Origin of the sequence: Bacillus sp. JJ1503 (assembly GCF_036965125.1) — a bacterium.
Classification (GTDB): Bacteria; Bacillota; Bacilli; order Bacillales; family Cytobacillaceae; genus Cytobacillus.
Genome location: NZ_JBALOZ010000513.1, coordinates 1 through 2,909 on the forward strand (window position 1 = coordinate 1; position 2,909 = coordinate 2,909).

General features: G+C 32.9%; 3 protein-coding genes. 2 read left to right on the forward strand and 1 reads right to left on the reverse strand.

The features are described 5' to 3' along the window. Nucleotides 1-27 precede the first annotated feature (27 nt). A complete protein-coding gene (locus V7149_RS26080; protein ID WP_335348459.1) occupies nt 28-462 on the forward strand; it encodes a tetratricopeptide repeat protein in 435 nt (144 codons plus the stop codon). Nucleotides 463-1,320: 858 nt separating this feature from the next. Here the strand turns inward: V7149_RS26080 and V7149_RS26085 are convergent. Beyond that, nucleotides 1,321-1,569, reverse strand: a complete 249-nt coding sequence (locus V7149_RS26085) for a helix-turn-helix domain-containing protein (RefSeq protein ID WP_335348460.1) — start codon at nt 1,567-1,569, stop codon at nt 1,321-1,323. 102 nt (nt 1,570-1,671) lie between these two features. Here V7149_RS26085 and V7149_RS26090 point away from each other — a divergent pair, with 102 nt between their 5' ends. Beyond that, nucleotides 1,672-2,907: an AIPR family protein gene (locus V7149_RS26090; RefSeq protein ID WP_335348461.1), complete on the forward strand. Its 1,236-nt coding sequence runs from the start codon at nt 1,672-1,674 to the stop codon at nt 2,905-2,907. The last annotated feature ends 2 nt before the right edge of the window (nt 2,908-2,909 follow it).

The window sequence follows — 2,909 nt, forward strand, 5'->3', positions numbered from 1 at the left end:
ATTATAATCCAAGACAGCTGATCAAGCATGAGACTAACCCTACTATCTCTAGAAGAACTAGAAAACCTAGAACTAACCTTGCAAGAAAACGAACCAAAATCTGAACATGGCAACTACTCCATGCTCATTAAAATATATGAAGAAATGTACCGCCGGCTAGTGCCGCTTGCCCGAAAGAATAAGGAACAATATGGGGCTGAGCTCTATAATATTAAGGAACCACTAATCTTTTATCTGATTAAATACGGTACTTATTTAAAAATGAATAATGTCAAAGATGATGAGCTTGCTAGAAGTTCTTTACAGCGTGCTCTTAAATATGATCCGACCAATCCGATAGCCTATTATCGATTAGGATTTCTTTCCTATAAAGATACAGAGTATAGAAGGTCTGTACATTATTTTCAGTCGACATTAACATATCAAGATTCTCATATAAAAAAAAGAATATCGGTTAAATGATCAGCAGCTGTTTCATGCGCATATGTATTTGACGAATTCTTCTCATCAGGCACTTGGACAATTTGATAGCAGCTTGGCCAGTTGCCTAATCTTGAAATGTTGCCTCTTGATGCAGTTTTAGAGTATAACGAAGACTATTTAGAGGCGCATGCTGTTTACCAACTTACGAATAAAAGTGTCGCTTCTTGTTCAAAGAATACCGATAATCGGTGCCAGTCCCCCTGCACATGAAAGCTTTAGTGCGACGGGGGACTGGCGCCGTTTTCCTTAAACCTAAACTGCAAAAATATCAGGAAGGTAATTTTTTTTCATTTCTGTAAAGTAAAAAAGGAAGTTATGAAAAAGGATCGTTTATTATTTAGTACAAAATAGTAAGAAAGTAGAAGGAGTTGTGTATAGGGAGAGAAGACCAAAGGGAAGAAATTTTTGTAGATAGCATTTGAAGCAGGAAGATAAAGTAAGAAACAAAAAAGAATGAATATGAGAAATAATAGCTAGTATGTTATTAAGCATACAAAATTATCGAATCGTAAGCGAGGGTAAAAGAGAAAGAGTGAAAAATTCGACTCTACCCCTTGATCCTATTGACTTTCTTTTCCTATTGCCTAAAATTGCGATTTCAAAATCGTGTTCCATCTGGAGTGTCGGTTCGACCCCGACCACCGGTATCTTTAGTAAGATTTTAATAAAGTTGAGAAATTTTTATAGCTTAACAAACCTTGATTTAATAAGGTTTGTAAGCTTTTTTTATTTTTTAGAATCAGTTTGAAAACGATAGAAATTCGATTCATTTTACACATTTTTTCCAATCACTTTGGCAAATTTACTTACTGTAAACTAATCGTGTTTTGAATCTAATCACTCCTGTGAAGTTTTTTTATAGTTAGCCTTTTTATTATCTACTTGTTTAAAAAATTCAGACATTGGAATAGACAATGTTGTTAATAGATGGTCTAATGTGTCCAATTTAATTAAACTTTGTCCGTTTTCGATACTTGAGTATGCATTTAAAGATATTCCAGCTAGGCTAGCAAATTCATTTCGAGAAAAACCTTCATTATTTCTGAGCTCGTAAAGGCAATGTCCTATTACATGTTTAATTTCCATAATTATACTCCTTCACTTAAGAATACCAAGTTTACTTGGTATTCATTTTCAACTTGTTGTGATAAATTATAATTACCAACATTATACAAGGAGGAATATCTAATGACAAATGATTTAATTATTGATTTAGAGGTTAGTGGTTTTAGAAAAATGCCAAGCCCATATTTAATGGAAGATGTAAATGGTAATGTGGAGACATGTATTTTGTATATGGATGTAACAAAAGTACCTGATAATATTCCTTTAGATCCGAATCCTCGCTTACAAAATATGCGTACAAAGGTAGCGAAGCATATTGAAGAAGGTTTGTTAGATTTGAATAATGCTTTTCATATTTTAAACCGTGGACTTTTAATATCTGCCAAATCATTTAAATTTGATGCCAAGAATAGCATAGTTACACTAAATTTAGGAAATCGTTCTATTCAAGATGAAATAGGAGTCTATGGTATTGTGGACGGCGGCCATTCATATAAGACAGTATTAAAAAATCAAGCGAAAATGTTAGAAGCTTTTAATGAAAAAGGAACTCGCCAATATGTAAAGGTTGAAATTCTAACTGGTATTGAAAATATTTTCCAAGATGTGGCTGATTCTCGTAATACTTCTGTACCAGTTAGTGATAAAGCAATAACTGAGTTAAAAGATCGTTTTGAAAGCATTGTGAAAAATGTTATTGAAAATGAACCGTATTCAAATCAAATTGCGTACAAAGAAAATTCATTGGAGCCTATTGATGTTTTGGATATTATCTCAATAATGTTCATGTATAACATTGATAAATTCCCTGATAAAGAAACACAACCTGTGCAAGCATATAGTTCAAAAGCTATGACATTAAAGGAATATAACAAGATGTATGATGAACATAAAGATTGTTTACCAAATCCCTATGCTAAAATGAAACCTATTTTAGTCGAAATAATTAAATTAGCCGATTTAATTGAGTTTGAAATGTCAAAGAAATACCGCGAAAAAGTCCAAAATGGTGCTTTTGGAAAAATACGTGGAGTTGAAACTGCTAAGGACGGGGCTAAGTTTTATACCAAGTTTTACAATTTAGAAACAAATTATCGAATTTCTAAAGGTTTGTTATATCCAATCATTGGTGCTTTTAGAGCGCTAGTCGATGAAAAAGATGGGGAATATTACTGGCGATCAAATCCACTTAAAATTTGGGATAAAGTGGGTGCTGGATTAGTGGAGGATACTATTGATCGCAGTCGATCTTTTAACAATAATCCTCAGTCGGCCGGGAAAGATTCGGGATTATGGAAACAAAACTATCAGACTGTTTTTACTCAATTTTTACAAGATTTATTTGTTGCTAAGGATTAAAG

Bases quoted from the DNA above. Each gene is read 5' to 3' on its own strand.
- V7149_RS26080 (WP_335348459.1), top strand. From the start codon at position 28: ATGAGACTAACCCTACTATCTCTAGAAGAACTAGAAAACCTAGAACTA.
- V7149_RS26085 (WP_335348460.1), bottom strand. From the start codon at position 1,569: ATGGAAATTAAACATGTAATAGGACATTGCCTTTACGAGCTCAGAAAT.
- V7149_RS26090 (WP_335348461.1), top strand. From the start codon at position 1,672: ATGACAAATGATTTAATTATTGATTTAGAGGTTAGTGGTTTTAGAAAA.